This window comes from Kitasatospora sp. NPDC004669, assembly GCF_040609455.1.
In the GTDB taxonomy this organism is placed as follows: Bacteria; Actinomycetota; Actinomycetes; order Streptomycetales; family Streptomycetaceae; genus Kitasatospora.
Window position 1 is genome coordinate 1 of record NZ_JBEXKB010000121.1, and the last position, 15,789, is coordinate 15,789.

14 protein-coding genes and 1 pseudogene are annotated in these 15,789 nt (G+C 72.1%); 7 read left to right on the top strand and 8 right to left on the bottom strand.

The annotated features are described in order from the left end of the window. Nucleotides 1-275: 275 nt before the first annotated feature. Nucleotides 276-1,151, top strand: coding sequence for a universal stress protein (locus ABZW30_RS44145; protein ID WP_355676976.1), 876 nt, complete (start codon nucleotides 276-278; stop codon nucleotides 1,149-1,151). Between the two features lie 215 nt (nucleotides 1,152-1,366). Here ABZW30_RS44145 and ABZW30_RS44150 read toward each other — a convergent pair whose 3' ends face one another. Continuing rightward, nucleotides 1,367-3,079 carry a GAF domain-containing sensor histidine kinase gene (locus tag ABZW30_RS44150; protein ID WP_355676977.1) on the bottom strand — a complete coding sequence of 571 codons (1,713 nt, stop codon included), beginning with the start codon at nucleotides 3,077-3,079 and terminating at the stop codon, nucleotides 1,367-1,369. 618 nt (nucleotides 3,080-3,697) lie between these two features. On the opposite strand from ABZW30_RS44150, the pseudogene ABZW30_RS44155 reads away from it, so the two are divergent. Continuing rightward, nucleotides 3,698-3,889, top strand: a pseudogene (locus ABZW30_RS44155) (MBL fold metallo-hydrolase RNA specificity domain-containing protein); the annotation flags it as partial. A gap of 240 nt (nucleotides 3,890-4,129) precedes the next feature. Here ABZW30_RS44155 and ABZW30_RS44160 read toward each other — a convergent pair. The 5 genes from ABZW30_RS44160 to ABZW30_RS44180 form a co-directional block, all read right to left on the bottom strand. Continuing rightward, nucleotides 4,130-4,912 carry an HPF/RaiA family ribosome-associated protein gene (locus ABZW30_RS44160; RefSeq protein ID WP_355676978.1) on the bottom strand — a complete coding sequence of 261 codons (783 nt, stop codon included), beginning with the start codon at nucleotides 4,910-4,912 and terminating at the stop codon, nucleotides 4,130-4,132. Next, nucleotides 4,912-5,928, bottom strand: a complete 1,017-nt coding sequence (locus ABZW30_RS44165; RefSeq protein ID WP_355676979.1) for a carbamate kinase — start codon at nucleotides 5,926-5,928, stop codon at nucleotides 4,912-4,914. Before ABZW30_RS44165 ends, ABZW30_RS44160 begins: the two co-directional genes overlap by 1 nt. Nucleotides 5,929-5,930: 2 nt before the next feature. Continuing rightward, a complete protein-coding gene (gene argF / locus ABZW30_RS44170; RefSeq protein ID WP_355676980.1) occupies nucleotides 5,931-6,935 on the bottom strand; it encodes an ornithine carbamoyltransferase in 1,005 nt (334 codons plus the stop codon). Between the two features lie 23 nt (nucleotides 6,936-6,958). Further along, complete coding sequence (locus ABZW30_RS44175; protein WP_355676981.1) at nucleotides 6,959-8,182, bottom strand: arginine deiminase; 1,224 nt, start codon at nucleotides 8,180-8,182, stop codon at nucleotides 6,959-6,961. A 68-nt stretch (nucleotides 8,183-8,250) separates the two neighbouring features. After that, the gene (locus ABZW30_RS44180) at nucleotides 8,251-9,756 is read right to left on the bottom strand and encodes an amino acid permease (protein WP_355676982.1); all 1,506 of its coding nucleotides are present in this window, start codon (nucleotides 9,754-9,756) and stop codon (nucleotides 8,251-8,253) included. 526 nt (nucleotides 9,757-10,282) lie between these two features. Between ABZW30_RS44180 and ABZW30_RS44185 the strand changes: the two genes are divergently transcribed. The 3 genes from ABZW30_RS44185 (at nucleotide 10,283) to ABZW30_RS44195 (ending at nucleotide 12,185) form a co-directional block, all read left to right on the top strand. Then, nucleotides 10,283-10,927, top strand: coding sequence for a hypothetical protein (locus tag ABZW30_RS44185; RefSeq protein ID WP_355676983.1), 645 nt, complete (start codon nucleotides 10,283-10,285; stop codon nucleotides 10,925-10,927). A 118-nt stretch (nucleotides 10,928-11,045) separates the two neighbouring features. Next, the gene (locus tag ABZW30_RS44190; protein ID WP_355676984.1) at nucleotides 11,046-11,732 is read left to right on the top strand and encodes a response regulator transcription factor; all 687 of its coding nucleotides are present in this window, start codon (nucleotides 11,046-11,048) and stop codon (nucleotides 11,730-11,732) included. A 150-nt stretch (nucleotides 11,733-11,882) separates the two neighbouring features. Continuing rightward, nucleotides 11,883-12,185: a transposase gene (locus ABZW30_RS44195; protein ID WP_355676985.1), complete on the top strand. Its 303-nt coding sequence runs from the start codon at nucleotides 11,883-11,885 to the stop codon at nucleotides 12,183-12,185. On the opposite strand, the gene ABZW30_RS44200 is transcribed toward ABZW30_RS44195, so the two are convergent. Beyond that, nucleotides 12,166-12,459, bottom strand: a complete 294-nt coding sequence (locus ABZW30_RS44200) for a DUF1330 domain-containing protein (RefSeq protein WP_355676986.1) — start codon at nucleotides 12,457-12,459, stop codon at nucleotides 12,166-12,168. The two genes, ABZW30_RS44195 and ABZW30_RS44200, sit on opposite strands and share 20 nt — an antisense overlap. A 116-nt stretch (nucleotides 12,460-12,575) precedes the next feature. Here ABZW30_RS44200 and ABZW30_RS44205 point away from each other — a divergent pair, with 116 nt between their 5' ends. Next, the gene (locus ABZW30_RS44205) at nucleotides 12,576-13,550 is read left to right on the top strand and encodes a LysR family transcriptional regulator (RefSeq protein WP_355676987.1); all 975 of its coding nucleotides are present in this window, start codon (nucleotides 12,576-12,578) and stop codon (nucleotides 13,548-13,550) included. Between the two features lie 522 nt (nucleotides 13,551-14,072). Here ABZW30_RS44205 and ABZW30_RS44210 read toward each other — a convergent pair. Beyond that, nucleotides 14,073-14,789: an SDR family oxidoreductase gene (locus tag ABZW30_RS44210; protein ID WP_355676988.1), complete on the bottom strand. Its 717-nt coding sequence runs from the start codon at nucleotides 14,787-14,789 to the stop codon at nucleotides 14,073-14,075. A gap of 72 nt (nucleotides 14,790-14,861) precedes the next feature. On the opposite strand from ABZW30_RS44210, the gene ABZW30_RS44215 reads away from it, so the two are divergent. Further along, the gene (locus tag ABZW30_RS44215; RefSeq protein ID WP_355676989.1) at nucleotides 14,862-15,677 is read left to right on the top strand and encodes a helix-turn-helix transcriptional regulator; all 816 of its coding nucleotides are present in this window, start codon (nucleotides 14,862-14,864) and stop codon (nucleotides 15,675-15,677) included. The last annotated feature ends 112 nt before the right edge of the window (nucleotides 15,678-15,789 follow it).

Sequence of the window (15,789 nt, forward strand, 5' to 3'; positions counted from 1 at the left end):
GTCCCCGCCCCCCGCCCGGGGGGCGGCGCGGGGGGGGTGCGGGGCATCCCGGTCTCCGCCGCTGCGCCGTGCCGCCCATGCATCCCGTTGCGGCAGCCCACGTCCGCGTCGGTGCGGAACCGCTTCGACTCCCAGAACCGGCCAGGGACCATCGCCCCTCTGGTCGGCCCGATCGGTCCTGTGCCCGACCCGGCCGACACCGACAGAGTTCCCAGGGCGCAGGACCGGCAAGTGTCCTGGCCGTACACCACCCGACTGCCATGAGGGGAACAACGATGACGCGTTCTGTCCTGACCGGGATCGACGGATCGCCACAGAGTGAGGCTGCGGTGCACTGGGCCGCCGAGGAGGCGGTGCGCCGAGGCGTCGGCCTGCGGATCGTGCACGCCTGGCCCTGGCTGAGCACGGAGTACGCCGATGGTTCCCTGGCCCGCGACCTTCGGCCGGCCGCACTGGAGGCACTGACCGACACCGCTGAGCGGACCCGCCGGGCGTACCCAGGGCTGGCCGTCGAGACCACCGTGGTCGGCGACGACCCGGCCGACGCGCTCATCGCCGCGGGCAAGGACCAGGAACTGCTCGTCCTGGGATCCCGCGGACTCGGCGGCTTCTCCGGGTTGCTGGTCGGCTCGGTCGGTCTGGCAGTAGCGGCGCGCGCCACCGTTCCCCTGGTCCTGGTCCGAGCGGATGGGCCTACCGAGCCGCCCTCGCATGTACCGGCCCGTCGCGAGGTCGTCGTCGGGGTCGACGGACACCACGCCTCCGACGCCGTCCTGCACTTCGCGTTCGCCGAAGCCGCCCGGCGCGGGGCGCGGTTGCGGGCGGTCCACGGCTGGGACCCGGTGCCCGCCTGGGCGGCTGCCGGCTGGGTACCGCCCCAGATCGACGTCGCCGCCGCAGAGGCCGGCGAGCGGGTCGTGCTGGCCGAGGCACTCGCCGCCGCGCGGGTCGCCCATCCGGAGGTCGAGGTGACCGCCGAGACCCGGATCGGTGGGGCCACCAACGCCCTCCTGGCCTCAGCGGCCGGCGCCGACCTCGTCGTCGTCGGCCGGCGTGACCACCGCCACCCGCTGGGAATGCGCCTCGGCCCCGTCGCCCACGCCGCGATCCACCACTCCCCCGCCCCCGTCGCGGTGGTCCCGCACAGCTGATGGGCCCTTCCGCCCCGCGCCGTGAGCCGGCAGGTGGCAGTGGCGGTGTTCCGCCTCTCGGCTCGTTGCGGGACCGGCCGGCAGGTAACCGCTCCAGAAGCCGCCGTCGTCGAGGTGCGCGAACTCGCGCGCCTCGTGAGCGGGCCCGCCCGGTCGGCATGGAGCAGCGAACGGCCGGCCCCCCACCTGCTCCCCCATGCACCGGAGGTACGCGATCAGCCCCCCAGCGGGGCCGACCAGACGAGCCGGGCCCCGCCCTCCGGCGGGCTCGACAGCTCCAGCCCGCCGCCCAGGCCCTCCGCCCGCTCGGCCATGTTCCGCAGACCGCTGCGCCTGCCCTGCTCGGGGATGCCCACGCCGTCGTCCTGCACGACCAGCACCACCTGCGTGCCGGTCGCCCGCAGCGAGATCTCGACCCGGCGAGCCCCGGCGTGGCGCGCCGCGTTGCTCAGCGCCTCGGCCAGCACCGCCACCACGTGGTCGGCGGTTTCCGCCGGGACGTCCGTGTCGAGCAGGCCCTCCATGCTCAGCCGGGGTGCGAACCCCAGCGCTGGCTGTGCATCCTCGACCACCCGGACCACCCGGGCGCGCAGCCCGTGGCCGGCCGTGTCCTCCCGGGCCCGCAAGCCGAAGATCGTCGATCGGATGATCTTGATGGTCTCGTCGAGGTCCCCCACCGCCCGCAGCACCCGGTCCGAGGCCCCGGAGTGGTCGATGAAACGGGCGGCGCTCTGCAGGGTCATACCGGTGGCGAAGAGCCGCTGGATGGCCAGGTCGTGCAGGTCGCGGGCGATCCGGTCACGGTCCTCCAGCATCGCCAGCTGCTCGGCGTCCCGGCGCCGCTCCCCCAGCTCCAGGGCCAGGGCCGCCTGGTCGGCGAAACCCAGCAGCGGACTGATCTCCCGCTCGGTGAAGGGCGGCTCGCCGGCCCGGCGGGCCAGGAGCAGCACGCCCTCAGTCAGGCCGCCGGCCCGACCCAGCGGAACCGCCACCGCGGCGCCGAGGCCGTCGAAGCGGCGCGGCCCGGCGGACAGCCGAGGGTCGCCGGCCAGGTCTGCGGTGGTCACCGGTTCCGCCTTCGCGACGGCCTCGCCCGAGAGCGTGCCGTCCGCCGGAACCACGAGCCCCAGCCGCCCCGCCGCGTCACCGCCCAGTGCCAGCTCCACCCGCAGCGCCCCGGTGCCGGCCACCGGTACCGACATGTCCGCCAGCTCGGCGCCGGTGATCTCCCGGGCCCGCTGTCCGATCAGCTCCACCACCTCGGAACGGGGACTGCCGGACAGCAGCGCCCTGGTGATCTCCGCGCTCGCGCGCAGCCAGCCGTGCTGGCGCTGGGACTCCTCGTAGAGGCGGGCGTTGTCGATGGCCACCCCGGCAGCGACCGCGAGCGTCGAGATGACGGACTCGTCATCGGCGTCGAACTCCTCGCCACCGCGCTTGTCGGTCAGGTAGAGGTTGCCGAAGACCTCACCGCGCACCCGCACCGGGACGCCCAGGAAGGTCCTCATCACCGGATGATGCGCCGGGCAGCCGTACGAGGCGGGGTGCTCGGACAGATTGTCCAGCCGCAACGGCTCCGGGTGGCGGATCAGCTCGCCGAGCAGCCCCCTGCCGGTCGGGTAGGGGCCGATCTGCGCGATCTCCTCCTCCGCCAGGCCGACCGTCAGGAACTGCGACAGCGTCTCGCCGTCCGGCCCGATGACGCCCAGTGCCGCGTACCGGGCGTCCACCAGCACCGCGGCCGCCTCCACGATCCGCCGCAGCACCTGGGTGAGGTCCAGCTCCCGGCCGACCGACAGAACGGCCTCCAGCAGACTGTGTACCCGGTCCCGGGTGCCCCGGGCCGCGTCGATCCGCGCCTGCAGCTCCTCCAGCAATTCGTCCAACCGCAACTGCGGCACGCGCGGCCGTGCCTCGTCCCCGCCCACGCGAGCCTCCTCGTCCCTGGTAACCAGCCGATAGATTCTCGCAGACGACCATCACACCGTCACCGAGACCCGAACCACACCGCGAGGCAGTGCCTGTCGGCCCCCCGTCGGGACCTCCGGTCCTCGGCAGTGCGCCGTCACCTCCGGTTCCCTGGTCTCCCCAGGACACACCACATGCCCCAGAGGGGACCGCATATGGCGACCGATCAGCGGCGGGCAGGGCCACGGGCAGACCGTAGGGCGGAAGGAACAGGCCGGGCACGGGCCGATCCGGTGGCGAGCCGGCCCCGTCCCGGCCGTCAGCGGCTGGTCGCCGAGGCTGTGGGCCACCTTCTTCCTGGTACTGGTAGCCGCCGGCGCCGCCGTGGCGGCCGCGGTCTCGCACGGCGTCGTGGGCCTCGCTGCGGCCGCCATCGCTCCGGGAGCCATGGTCCTGGCGCTGGTGTACACCCTCGGTGAGACTTCCGGTACCCACTTCAACCACGGCGGGCGTCATCGCCGCACTTGCACTATCTGCGCCGGCTGCTCCCGGACCCGCGCAACAGCGTCCTGGTCGTCGGTTTCGCGGCCCTGGCCACCCGTGCCCGGGACCTGGTCGACGGCGCCCGGTCGGTGAAGATGTTCGGCACCTGCGTCCCCGTCCGGGCCGAGGTCGTCAACGTGCCCGGCTTCTCGGCCCACGCGGACGCCGGCGAGGTCCTCGGCTGGCTGAGCGGTGGCCCCGCTCCCGACACGGTCTACATCATCCACGGCGAGCCGAGGAGTTCGGAGCGCCTGCGCGCCCGAATCGCGAAGGAACTCGGCTGGCACGCGGTCGTCCCGCGTCCCGGCGAGCGTGCCACCGGATGGGGCGGGCCAGGTGGCAACGGATGGGGCAGGGCCGTGGAGGCCCTGCCCCATCCGTCACGAGCTCGCCCGTTCCCGCAGCAGTCGTCCGCTCGCGGACCATCACGCGGGACCCGCACCCGTCCGTCCCGTCGAGAGCGTCGGAAGGCGTGGACCCCTTGCGGCCCACGCCTTCCGACGCTCTCGACCGGATGCTCCGCCGCTCTACACGACCGGGGTGATGAGGCCGTAGTGGCCGTCGAAGCGGTGGTAGAGGACGTTGCCACGTCCGGTGGCCGTGTCCGTGAAGAAGACGAACGGGAGGCCGCTGAGGTCGAGCCGCGAGACGGCGTCCGCGACGCCGAGCTCCGGAACTGCGTGGGTGCTCACCGGGAGTCCCGTCAACGGCTCCGGTGCCGGGCCGGCCGCCGCCACCCGGTGGCCGCCGGTGGTCCCGTCACGGTAGACCACGCTGTCGCACCCCGTCGCCGCGTCGGTGAACAGGTGGAAGTCGTAGTCCATGGCCTCCAGTTCGAACACCGCGGACCACACGTTCTGACGGGCCAGGCTGTAGGCCTTGTGGCGGACGATCCGCCGCTCCTCCGAAACCAGGCCGCGGCGGTCCGGTCGGTGGTCGTGGCCGGATTCCTCGCGCCACGCGCCCGGATCGGCCGGCGGCGCACTGTGGTGCCGGTGGCGGCGGATCCTGGTGAGCCTCGCGGTCAGCCGGTCCTGGAGCAGGTCGACCGCTTCCTGCATGGTCGCGGCGGCCACGTGGGCCCGGACCGGGCGCCCGTTGAGGTCCACCATGCCCTGGGCGAGGCACGGCTTGGCGATCGAGTGGTGCGGCTCCTGCGTGAGCTTCACCCGGGCGGCGAGGACGGGTTCGTCCAGACGCTCCAGCACGGCGGCCATCTTGGACCTCGCGTACGCCGGAGCGGCCGGCGAGACCTCTCCGCGGGTCTCCACCAGGACGTCGACGACCGGGTGGGTCTGCGGACGGTTCATCAGAACTCCTTTCCGAGGAGCAGCAGATCGTGGTGTGCGGCGTGACCGTCCCCGGGGGCGGCGGTCCCCTCCGGGGAAGCCTTGGACTCGCCGTCCTCCTCCGCGTGGGCGCGGACGGTGGTTCCGGTGGTGCCGAGGAGGATGCCGAGGGCGTTGTCGAGCGGGCCGATCGCGGCGAGGCCGCCGGTACGTTCGGTGAAGGCGGCGGCGGCCTCGACCTTGGGCCGCATCGAGCCCTCGGGCAGGTCGAGTGCGCGCAGCTGCGCCGGGGTGGCGGTGAGCAGCGGGCAGGGCCGGGAGGACCCGAAGCCGGTGAACACGTGGGTGACGTCGGTGAGGATCAGCAGGGCGTCGGCGTCGAGTTGTTCCGCGAGCAGGGCCGCGGTGAGGTCCTTGTCGACGACGGCCTCGGCGCCGTGCAGCAGCCCCGTGTCGGTGTCGCGGATGACCGGGACTCCCCCGCCGCCGCCGGCGATCACCACCGTCCCGGCGGCCAGGAGGGTACGGACGACCGGTACCTCACTGACCGCCACCGGGAGCGGCGAGGGTACGGTGCGACGCAGCCGGTCGCCGTCCCGGGCGGTGGTCCAGCCGCGTTCGGTCTCCATCGACCGGGCCTGCGCTTCGGCGAGTTGGCCGCCGATGAACTTGCTGGGCTGCCGGAAGGCCGGATCACGGGGGTCGACCTCGGTGTGGGTGACGACGGCCGCCACGGCGCGTCCCGGCAGTCGGCCCATCAGTTCGCGGGCGAGGAGGGTGCCGATCATGCCCTGGGTCTGGGCACCGAGGACGTCCAGCGGATAGGGCACGGTCAGCGCCGGGTCGGCCTCGCTCTCGGCGGCGAGCAGACCGACCTGGGGGCCGTTGCCGTGGGTGATGACCAGCTCGTGGCCGGCCTCGACGAGTTCGGCGAGCGAGCGGGCGGCCTGGTGGACGTGGCGCAACTGGACTGCGGCGTCCGGGCGTTCGCCTCGCTGGAGCAGGGCGTTGCCGCCGAGTGCGGCGACGATGCGCATGGTCAGTTCCTTTCGAGGGTGGCGACCAGGATCGCCTTGATGGTGTGCATCCGGTTCTCCGCCTGCTCGAAGACGAGGGAGGCGGGGGACTCGAAGACGTCGTCGGTGACTTCGAGCCCGGCCAGACCGTGCTCCTGGGCGAGTTCGGCGCCGAGGTCGGTGCGGCGGTCGTGCAGGGCGGGCAGGCAGTGCAAGAAGGCGGCGTCGGGGTTGCCGGTGGCGGCGAGCAGTCCGGCGTTGACCTGGTACGGGAGCAGCAGGTCGACGCGCTCCCGCCACCGGCTGTGGTCCTCGCCCATCGAGACCCAGACGTCGGTGTAGAGGAAGTCGACTCCGCGGACCGCCTCCTCCGGCTTCTCGCTCAGCACGATTCGGGCACCGGTCTCCGCGCCTATCCGCCGGCACTCCGCAACCAGCTCCGGGGCGGGCCACAACGCCTCGGGAGCCGCGATCCGCACGTCCATGCCCAGCAGACTCCCCATGACCAGCAGGGAGTTGGCGGTGTTGTTGCGGGCGTCGCCGAGGTAGCAGAAGGAGATCTCCTCCAGCGGCTTGCCGCTGTGCTCGCGCATGGTGAAGACGTCGCACAGGCTCTGCGTGGGGTGGCAGGCGTCGGTCAGGCCGTTGTACACGGGGACGCCGGCGTGGCGGGCGAGTTCGGTGACGGTGTCCTGGCCGAAGCCGCGGTACTCGATGCCGTCGTACATGCGGCCGAGGACGCGGGCGGTGTCGGCGATGCTCTCCTTGTGGCCGATGTGCGAGCCGTCCGGGCCGAGGTAGGTGGTGGTGGCGCCCTGGTCGGCGGCGGCGACCTCGAAGGCGCAGCGGGTGCGGGTGGAGGCCTTCTCGAAGATCAGGGCGATCCTGCGGCCGGTGAGCCGGGGCGTCTCGGTGCCGGCCCGCTTGGCGGCCTTGAGTTCGGCGGCGAGGTCGAGCAGGTGGTGGATCTCGGCGGGGGTGAAGTCGAGTTCGCGCAGGTAGTGGCGGCCGCGCAGGTCGATGGTCATGGTGGATTCCTATTCGGGAGTGGTCAGTTGGCGGGGTCGCGCTGGATCGGGCAGCTCATGCAGCGCGGGCCGCCGCGGCCGCGGCCGAGCTCGGATCCGGCGATGGTGACGATCTCGATGCCCTGCTTGCGCAGGTGGGTGTTGGTGGTGGTGTTGCGCTCGTAGCCGACGACGACGCCGGGTTCGAGGGCGAGGAAGTTGCTGCCGTCGTCCCACTGCTCGCGTTCGGCGGAGCGGGCGTCCTGTTCCGCGGAGAGGAAGCGGACCTTGTCCAGGTCGAGGGCCTCGGCGAGCGAGGTCGCGAGGTCGGTGTCCGGGAGGACGTCGAAGCCGGCCGGGCGCTCGGGGGCGGGGGTGAGGGTCCACGAGCGCAGCCGGTCGGCCAGGCCCGGGTAGATGACGAAGGCGTCCCGGTCGATCATCGTCAGCACGGTGTCCAGGTGCATGAAGGCGCGGCTCTCGGGCAGTCGCACCGCGATCAGCCGGTGGGCGGTGCCGGTGGCGAACAGCTGCTGGGCGAGGGCCTCGACGGCCTGCGGGGTGGTGCGCTCGCCCATGCCGACCATGACCACGCCCGGCGCGAGGACGTGGACGTCGCCGCCCTCCAGGCTCATGCCCGGGATCGGGGTGGTGCCGTCGAGCAGCGGTGGTGCGGTCTCGGCGAACAGCGGGTGGAAACGGTAGACGGCGGCGGTGTGCAGGGTCTCCCGGCGGCGGGCGGGCCGGGCCATCGGGTTGAGGCTGTACCGGGCGCCGATCCAGCAGGAGTTGTCGCGCGGGAAGAGGTGGTTGGGCAGCGGCGGAAGGGCGAAGTCCTGGTCGCCGAGGGTGTGCCAGAGCAGGCTGTGCGGGTTCCGCAGCGGCAGGTCGTCCTTGAGGACGCCGCCGATCAGGTAACCGGCGAGGGTGGTGCCGTCGAGTTCCCCGCACAGTTCCCGGACCGGGTCGGCCAGGGCCTGGCCGACCACGGCCGGGGTGACCACCCGGTCGAGCAGCCAGGAGCGGGCGGCGGGAATGTCGAGGGTCTCGGCGAGCAGGTCCGCGTAGTGGTGGACGCGCACGCCGTGGTCGCGCAGCACCTGGGCGAAGGCGTCGTGCTCCTCGCGGGCGCGCTTGGCCCACAGGATGTCGTCGAACAGCAGCTCGTCGACGTTGCGCGGGGTCAGCCGGGACAGTTCCAGGCCCGGTCGGTGCAGGATCACCTGGTGCAGGCGGCCGGCCTCGGAATCGACACGCAGGGTGGACATAGAGGGTTCGCTCCTCGTTCTCGGTGCAGGTGGTGCTCGGTGCGGGTGGTACGTGGCGCAGGTGGCGCTCAGTGCGGGTGGCGCGGGGTCAGGGCCCGGCGCAGGATGGCCGGCAGGCCGATCGGACGGGCCGCCCGGGCGGCGTGCGGAAGCTGCGGGGCGACGGCCGGCGGATCGGCCGGGGAGGCGTCCTCCTCGAGCTGCCCGATGGCGGCGGGTTCGGTCTGGGGGCGCTTGAGCCAGATGTAGACGGGGATGCCGAGCAGGATGGTGAACAGGCCGTAGTAGACGGTCTGGTAGCCGCTGCCCTGGATCGACCAGTAGGAGAAGGCGAGCGCGAGGAGCGCGACGACGGTGTCCCGGACGAACCGGCGGCGGTCCAGCTCCTCCCGGCCCCGGCGCACCAGCCAGAACAGCTGGGCGGCGGCGGAGACCAGGTACGGGATGACCGCGGTGAGCACGCTCAGCAGCACGATCTCGGTGAAGACCCTGGTGAAGCCGGTGTAGCTGACCACGGTGAGCACCGAGGCGAGGACGGTCGCCGACACGATGCCGAAGGCCGGCACCTCGCCGCGGCCCCGGACCCTGGTGAACGCCGCCGGGAAGAGTCCGTCCTTGGCCGCGGCCATCGGCATCTCGGCGCAGATCAGGATCCAGCCGTTGAGCGCACCGATCCCGGAGACGATCGCCGCCAGGGCAACCAGGTCGCCCGCCCAGGTGCCGCCCGCGATGTTGTTCATCGCGTCGGTGAACGGAGCGGTGGAGGAGCCCAGTTGACCGTTCGGGACGGTCCCGAAGACGGCCAGGGTGCCGAGCAGGTAGATCCCGGCGCAGGCCAGCGTGCCGTACACGGTGGCGCGCGGCACGTTGCGCTTCGGCTCCCGTACCCGCCCGGCGGCCACCGAGGCGGTCTCCAGACCGATGTAGCTGAACAGCGCGATCGCCCCCGCCGCCGAGACCGCTCCGAGCGCCGAGCCGCCGCTCGCGTTGAAGGCCCCGAAGTTCCCGGACTTCACGAACAGCAGGCCTGCGGTCGCCATGAACGCCAGCGGGAGGAATTTGAGCACCGTGGTCACCACCTGGAAGGCCCCGATGCTGCGCACGCCGGCCAGGTTGACGGCGGCAGGCACCCAGAGCCCCACCAGGGCGATCGCGACGGACGCCCAAGTGTGGTGGCCCTTGTTGACGAACACCTCGACGTAGCCGACCCAGGCCACCGCGATGGCGGCGTTGCCCGCCCAGGCGGTGATCCAGTACGACCAGGCGGTCAGGAAGCCCGCGAACTCGCCGAACGCCTCCCGGGCGTAGACGTACGGGCCGCCGCTACCCGGGGACCGCTCGGCCAGGCGCCCGAACGTGGCCGCGAGCGCCAGCGCGCCGAGCGTCACCAGCACGAACGCCACCAGGGCGATCGGCCCGTACGGTGCCAGGGCCGAGGGCAGGGCGAACACCCCGGTCCCGATGATGCTGCCGACGACCAGCGCGGTCGCGGCGGGCAGCCCGAACGACCGCTCCTGCCGGGCCCGCGTGCCGTCCGGACTCTCTGATCGTCTCTCGCGATCGAGCGCTGACATGAAGCGGCTCCTTTGCCGATGTGCGAAAAATCCGTGGGCCGGTCCGTTCCTCACCGCCCGTCGCTGAAGATCCTCTGCTCACGGCCCTGCCGCGCCCCAGGGGCCGACAGTCCCTTACCTCGGACCCGGCGGTCCCGGATGCCGCCCCCATGGGTCCCACCCGATCCCGGGCCGACCGGCCCCTCAGGCCTTTGCCCTGCTTCCCGTGTGACGTTCCGTTCCCACCGGGCCGACCACGGTCGCCGGGCAACACCTGGCTGACTGCGGATCATCGGGACCATCGGCCCCCGCGCGGGTCCCTTCGGTCCCTGGGACATCGCTTCGCCGGCCCCGGAGACTGGCGGGCGACTGCGCAGCACGGCGCGCCGTCGTGACCGGTGCGGACCTGCAGAGAGAGCCGGTCCGACCGGCGACAGCCCACCCGCCCTCTGGCGCCGCCGTCACAACACGCCACCATCCGTCGCGGCCCGACCGAGGTCCGCCGCTTCGGGCCCGGTTTCGTACCGGAGGACAGAGGAGAGCCCACATGACCGACGCTCGTCGCCCCGCCCGGTCCGTCCCTGCTCGCGGCATGCTGCGCGGCCACCTCCGTCGTGCTTTCGGCCGCGACGGCAACCCGCTGGGGCGCCCCGTCGACCGCCACCGCAGCCAGGCCGTGCTGATGGCCTTCCTCGGCATCGCGCTGGCGGCGCTGGTCTGCGCCGGAGCCACCGCGGCCGACTATGCGATGTCCCGCCCGCAGGCCCTCGCAGCCGCCTCCCGACTCCACCGGGTCGATGCGGTCACACTCTCCCCTCCGCGGGGCGCCGACCCGACCGTCGCCGGTCGAACGATGTACGCGGCCGATGCCTACTGGAGCTGGCCCGGCGACCGGAACCACACCGGCAGCATTGCCGTCCCGCGCCGCACGTCCCCTGGCTCGACCGTGAGTACCTGGGTCGACGACCGCGGCCGGCCGGTCGCCGCGCCTCCATCGGCAACCGACACCGCCGTCAACGCGCTGCTCATCGGGCTGTTCGCCTTCTGTGGCCTGACGGTGCTCGTCGCCAGTGGTCTCACCGCCCGGCTGGCCGTTCTGGACCGGCGCGCTTGCGACTCCTGGCAGTCCTCCTGGGCGTTGTACGAACCCGTCTGGAGTGGCCGTACCGCACCGGGCAAGCAGGCCGGCTGACCGTCCGCCCCACTCCCGGACGGATCAGCCTTTCGAGGACCGGACAGGTGGCCCTGCGCGCGCGGCTAAGCTGTGGTCCCAGGTGGCTCGGCACGGCGGGCCGTGGAGCGGAGCGATGATGGCGGACAACACGAGCGGCTCGGTCAAGGTGTTCCTCCTCGACGACCACGAGGTGGTCCGCCGGGGCGTTCACGACCTGCTGGACGCCGAACCCGATCTCACCGTGGTCGGCGAAGCCGCCACCGTCGAGCAAGCACTCGCCCGCGTCCCCGCCCTGCGCCCCGACGTCGCCGTCCTGGACATGCGCCTGCCCGACGGCGACGGTGTCACCGTCTGCCGCGAACTGCGCTCCCGGATGCCCGAACTCGCCTGCCTCATCCTCACCTCCTTCGACGACGAGGAGGCCCTGCTCGACGCCATCATGGCCGGCGCCTCCGGCTACGTCCTCAAGCAGATCAGCGGCACCGACCTCGTCACCGCCGTGCGTACTGTCGCCTCCGGACAGTCCATGCTCGACCCCGGTGCCGCCACCCGCCTCATGAACCGGCTGCGCGGCGACGCCACCCCGCAGACCACCGGTCTCCCTCAGCTCACCGACCGCGAGAGGGAGATCCTCTCGCTGATCGGTGAGGGCCTGACCAACCGGCAGATCGGCCAGCGCCTCTACCTGGCCGAGAAGACCGTCAAGAACCACGTCTCACGACTGCTCGCCAAGCTCGGCGTCGAACGCCGAGTCCAGGCCGCCCTCATCGCCACCCAGGCTCCGCCGGTGCGCGAGCGGAGCCTGGGCCGCCCGACCCTCTGAGCCCGGACCGGGCGGCTCTCAAGCGACGGGCCGCCTGACCGGTCCACGAGGCCCCTCCGCCCCTCGCTGCGGACTGGGCTTGATCCGCTTTGACGGACACCTGAGATCAGGGGCCTCGGCCCCGGAAGGATGATGTCCATCATGGAGAGCATGGGGAAGAAGAAGCCGCGCCCTCGCCGCTCGTTCACGCCGGAGTTCAAGGCCGAGATCGTCGAGCTGTGCCGACGTGGGGACCGCTCGATCGGTCAGGTGGCCAAGGACTTCGACCTGGCCGAGACCGCCGTGCGCCTGTGGGTCACCCAGGCCGAGGTCGACGCCGGCGTCGACGACGAACTGGGACGCGGGGCATCGCTTCGAACTCGTCTCGTGAGTCGTCGTTCAGCACCGTGTGCGTATCAGGTGACGGATGCTCAGCGATGGCTGGGCCCGCCGGTCAGTCGACGCCTTCGATGATGCGGAAGTCGCGCTCGACGCTGCTGGGGAGGGCTACCAGCGCCTTCTGGTATGCCTCGCTCTCGTATGCCGCGACGGCCTGTTCAAAGCTGTCGAACTCGATCAGAACGACGCGTTGCGTGATTCCGGCCTCGTGGGCGACGACTCGACCGCCCCGGGACAGGAGGCGCCCGCCCCCAGCCCGGACAGCCGGACCGGCCAGCTTGTTGTAGGCAGTCAGCCTCTCAGGATCGGAAATGGCGGGGTAGACACTGACCCAGTAGCCCTTGGCCATGGAAACCTCCTGTGTTCGGCCGGACACGTCCGACTTCGAATTGACACTCAGATCGATCGATCCCGGCGACGGGTACTGCGGTCAGTTGAATCGCCGTATGCGCAGGTTAGGGCTTGATGTGCGACCGAGGGAAAGACCGGTACGGGATAGACTCAGAACGGATCGTTATCAATCGGCAGGGAGGGCACGTGACGCCGGATACGGTGAGCCTGCGGTACTTCCTGGTGCTGGCACAGGAGTTGAACTTCACCCGCGCGGCCGCACGGATCGGTATCGCACAGCCCGCACTCAGCGCCCGGATGCGCCGATTGGAGGCGGAACTCGGTACGGCCCTGCTGGTCCGCAACACGCGTAGCGTCGTATTGACCACGGCCGGTGCGGCTTTGGCGGAGTCCGCGCCGCCCGCGCTGGCGGCGCTGGACCGGGCATGGGACACCGCCCGGAGCGCGGCGACCGGTGAACTGGGCACGCTGCGCATCGGATACAGCCTCAGCACCGGGGCCGAGACGGCACCGGCCCTGGTGGACAGGCTGATTCGCGGCAACAGCGGACTCGAGGTCGGCGCGGTCCCGATGGCGACACCGGAGATCTCCCCCGCGGTCGCCGACGGCCGCATCGATGCCGGGATCACCCGCGGTGAACAACCGGGCCGTGGCGTGCGCCGGTTCCTGCTGCGGCGTGCGCGCATCGGGGTCCAGCTGGCGCAGCACCATCCGCTGGCCGAACACCCGGAGATCGAGATCGCCGACGCGGCCGCGTATCCGCTGCGACTCCCGGACCGTGCGGCCAACCCCGTGATCCACGATCAGCTGTCCGCACTGTTCCGAGACACCCGACCACACCCCCGATTCCACACGCCCGCAGTCTCTTTCGACATGTCTCAGCGCGACCTGCGCGACGGGGTCACCCTCGCCCCGGCCGGAGAAGCCGCGGCCACGGCACAACCGGCCGGTCTCACCTGGCGACCGCTGCGGGGTGCGCCCAGCCTGACGATCCACCTGGTCCTCCCACGCGAGCAGTCGCCACTACACCGCCGCATCCGTGCCGTCGCCAAAACCCTGGCGCACGAGCTGCACTGGCTGCCGGACTGACGCGCAAGAGGTCAAGCGAGACGGACGCCTGCGGTGGCGAGGCCGAAGGCCCTGCGCCCGGCGGACTTCGCGGTGATGACGACGACGGCGGTCTTGCTGAATGTCCGACACGACGTCGCTACGCCGGCGGATCAGCATCCGATGATGGCCCCGGGTCCGGTCCGAGTCGTACACCGCGGCGACGTCCTCGCCCAGCCCGAGATCTCGGCGGATACCGCGCCCTCGCCGACGCCGAACCGGACAAGCACGGGTAACCGGCGGGAACGCCCGCCGTCAACGGCGTCCATGACGTCGGTCAATGCTTAACGCCAACCACTGTTCCATTGCTCCCCGAGGCCGGTGTCGCAGTGCGCGTGACGGGCATCGCCGACAGCGATGGCCGAGGCGTGGCAAGCAGGGGGTGTTCAGAAGGTCGAACCGCTTCCAGCGCTCGCGGCCCCGGCCGGAGAGGAGAAGCCGCAGAGCCTGGACCACCCACCGCTGGGACAGCCGTCCCCGACGCCGCCCACGACTGATCACCGATCACCAGGGCACGGGCGTGCCGTCCCAGGAGAAGAAACCACCGGTGGGGCCGTCGTCCGGCAGCAGGGCCAGGCGGAGGGCGCCCCGGGCGGCCTCGGCAGGGTCACCGCCGGCCGCGGCGGCCCTGGGGTTGAGATCGGTGGCCCGCAGGCCGGGGGCGAGCGCGTTGACCTTGAAGCCGTGCTCGGCCAGCGTCTGGGCGTAGAGGACGGTGAGGGCGTTGAGGGCGGCCTTGGAGGACCGGTAGGCGGCGGCGCCACCGGTGCCCGGGGTGAACTGGGGGTTGGGGTTGGTGCTCCAGGTCAGCGACGCGGTGCCGCTGGAGATGTTGACGATGCGCGGGTGCGGGGACCGGCGCAGGGCGGGCAGGAAGGCATTGGTCACCGCCAGCACCCCGTACACGTTGGTCTCGTACGTGCGCCGGAACTCTTCGACGCCGGTGTCGGCCGGTGGGGCGAGTGACGGTGAGATGCCGGCGTTGTTGACCAGCACGTCCAGGCGGTCCACCTGAGCCGCGGCTCGTGCGATGGCGTCGGGGTCCGTCACGTCGAGGACCAGGAGTCGGGCGCCGGCACCGATCTCCTCGACGGCCCGCTGTCCGCGCCCCGGGTCGCGGGCGCCCACGTACACGGTGAGGCCCTCGGCCGCGAGCAGTCGGGCGATGTGCTTGCCGATGCCCTTGTTGGCACCGGTGACCAGAGCTGTGCGATCGTTCATGGCAACCACGCTCCCCTGGCGGTGGGTGCCCTGCCAGGGACAGTCCGTACCAGGCAAGCGGCAGGAGATGGCATGGCGCGGCAGGAACTGGCCCGCTTCCTGCGGGACCGTCGGGCGGGCCTTCGCCCGCACGAGATCGGGCTGACCACGACGGGCACCGCCCGCCGTACTCCGGGCCTGCGGCGCGAGGAGGTGGCCGAGCTCGCCCACATGTCGGTCGACTACTACACGCGACTGGAGCAGGCCCGGGGACCGCGGCCATCAGCCCGGATCCTGGACGCGCTGGCCCAGGCGCTGCGGCTCACGCCGGCCGAGCGCAGCCACCTGTTCCGGCTGGCGGGATCGGACGCGCCGCCCGCCGGCAACGCCGTGCGGCGAGTACGCCCGCACGTAGCCCGGATGCTGGAGCGGCTGCCGGAGACCGCTGCCATCGTCACCGACGCGGCATACGGTGTCGTCGCCTGGAACCCCCTGGCCCGGGCACTGCTCGGCGGCGACCTCGCGCGCGGGACGACAAACCTGGCGCGGCGCCGCTTCCTGGGCCAGGGACGGATGGACGAGTGCTCCAGCACCGAGGAGTTCGGGCACATCGTCGTGGCGCGGCTGCGCCGGGCCGCCGACCGCTACCCGCACGACCCTCAGCTGATCGCCCTGCTGGCCGAACTACACGCCGACAGCGAAGAGTTCCGGCTGATCTGGCAGATGCGTCCGGTCCACGCCCCCGGCCACCGCACCAAGACCTTCGACCACCCACAGGCCGGCACGCTGCGGGTGAACTGCGACGTCCTGCTCGTGCCCGAGGATGACCAGGAAGTCGTCCTGATCACAGCCGCCCCAGGATCACCTACCGTGCGGGCCCTGCAAACGCTGGCCAGGAAGGCGACCTGAACCGAAGGACGCGCACAGAAGCCGTAAGGAATCAACTTGTCGGTGTGTCGTCTTCGCTTCGTGCGGCGGCGAGGAGATCTGCGGCGGATCGGTAACGGGTGGCCGCCGGAGG

What these genes read in the sequence shown, in the direction of transcription:
- ABZW30_RS44145 (WP_355676976.1), top strand. Translation starts at nt 276, where the DNA reads ATGACGCGTTCTGTCCTGACCGGGATCGACGGATCGCCACAGAGTGAG.
- ABZW30_RS44160 (WP_355676978.1), bottom strand. Translation starts at nt 4,912, where the DNA reads ATGAACCGTCCGCAGACCCACCCGGTCGTCGACGTCCTGGTGGAGACC.
- ABZW30_RS44165 (WP_355676979.1), bottom strand. Translation starts at nt 5,928, where the DNA reads ATGCGCATCGTCGCCGCACTCGGCGGCAACGCCCTGCTCCAGCGAGGC.
- argF (WP_355676980.1), bottom strand. Translation starts at nt 6,935, where the DNA reads ATGACCATCGACCTGCGCGGCCGCCACTACCTGCGCGAACTCGACTTC.
- ABZW30_RS44175 (WP_355676981.1), bottom strand. Translation starts at nt 8,182, where the DNA reads ATGTCCACCCTGCGTGTCGATTCCGAGGCCGGCCGCCTGCACCAGGTG.
- ABZW30_RS44180 (WP_355676982.1), bottom strand. Translation starts at nt 9,756, where the DNA reads ATGTCAGCGCTCGATCGCGAGAGACGATCAGAGAGTCCGGACGGCACG.
- ABZW30_RS44185 (WP_355676983.1), top strand. Translation starts at nt 10,283, where the DNA reads ATGACCGACGCTCGTCGCCCCGCCCGGTCCGTCCCTGCTCGCGGCATG.
- ABZW30_RS44190 (WP_355676984.1), top strand. Translation starts at nt 11,046, where the DNA reads ATGGCGGACAACACGAGCGGCTCGGTCAAGGTGTTCCTCCTCGACGAC.
- ABZW30_RS44195 (WP_355676985.1), top strand. Translation starts at nt 11,883, where the DNA reads ATGGGGAAGAAGAAGCCGCGCCCTCGCCGCTCGTTCACGCCGGAGTTC.
- ABZW30_RS44200 (WP_355676986.1), bottom strand. Translation starts at nt 12,459, where the DNA reads ATGGCCAAGGGCTACTGGGTCAGTGTCTACCCCGCCATTTCCGATCCT.
- ABZW30_RS44205 (WP_355676987.1), top strand. Translation starts at nt 12,576, where the DNA reads ATGTGCGACCGAGGGAAAGACCGGTACGGGATAGACTCAGAACGGATC.
- ABZW30_RS44210 (WP_355676988.1), bottom strand. Translation starts at nt 14,789, where the DNA reads ATGAACGATCGCACAGCTCTGGTCACCGGTGCCAACAAGGGCATCGGC.
- ABZW30_RS44215 (WP_355676989.1), top strand. Translation starts at nt 14,862, where the DNA reads ATGGCGCGGCAGGAACTGGCCCGCTTCCTGCGGGACCGTCGGGCGGGC.